The organism is Monashia sp. HAY1-5C, from assembly GCF_056755255.1.
Map to the genome: position 1 here is coordinate 1 of NZ_JBPGXG010000274.1, position 949 is coordinate 949.

2 protein-coding genes are annotated in these 949 nt (G+C 65.2%); both read left to right on the plus strand.

The genetic code is table 11. The features are described from left to right. Positions 1-644 (plus strand): aa3-type cytochrome oxidase subunit II (ctaC, locus tag ACR9ZK_RS21610; protein WP_481344017.1); only part of this gene is annotated, 644 nt, incomplete at its 5' end. After that, on the plus strand, positions 641-949 hold a 309-nt coding region (locus ACR9ZK_RS21615; RefSeq protein ID WP_481344018.1), incomplete at its 3' end, for a cbb3-type cytochrome c oxidase subunit I. The genes ctaC and ACR9ZK_RS21615, both read left to right, overlap by 4 nt.

Below are 949 nucleotides of genomic sequence, written 5' to 3' on the forward strand. Positions count from 1 at the left end.
AGGGCGACGAGTCCCTTCCGGTGCAGCTGCGCTACAACGTCCCGATGGAGCTGCTCTACACCGTCATCCCGGTGTTCATGGTCGCGGTGTTCTTCTACTACACGGCCCGTGACGAGGCCGCCCTCGTCGACACGACGAGCCGGAAGCCCGACGTCACCATCAGCGTCGTCGCCAAGCAGTGGAGCTGGGACTTCAACTACGTCGACTCCGACGTCCACGAGAGCGGCGTGCACGTCCCGCTCGACGGCACGACGGGCAAGCGGGCCCAGATGCCGGTCCTCTACCTGCCGGTGAACAAGCGGGTCGAGTTCGTGCTCAACGCCCGCGACGTCATCCACAGCTTCTGGGTGCCCTCGTTCATGATGAAGATGGACATGCTCCCGGGCAAGACGAACAAGTTCCAGCTGACACCGACGCAGACCGGTGAGTTCCAGGGCAAGTGCGCCGAGCTCTGCGGCGCCTACCACTCGCAGATGCTGTTCATGGTCAAGGTCGTTCCCCAGCAGGAGTACGACCAGGAGATGGCGCGCCTGGCCCAGCTCGGCCAGAAGGGCCTCGTGCCCGTCGACGCGAGCCGTGAGCAGATGGTGCCCGCCGACGCCGACAAGATTCCCGCACCCGCTCGGACTGGGAGCAACCAATGACCTCCGCCACGCTGAACCGTGAGGCCCGCCTCTCGACCTCGGCCGCGCGCCCGCGCCTCAAGGGCCAGACCTTCGTCAAGTGGGTCACGACGACCGACCACAAGGTCATCGGCAACCTCTACTTCATCACCTCGTTCGTCTTCTTCCTGCTCGGCGGGATCATGGCCCTGCTCATCCGGGCCGAGCTCTGGGCGCCGGGCCTGCAGGTCGTCGACAACCCCGAGCAGTTCAACCAGCTGTTCACCATGCACGGCACGATCATGCTGCTGCTGTTCGCGACGCCGCTGTTCGCCGGGTTCACCAAC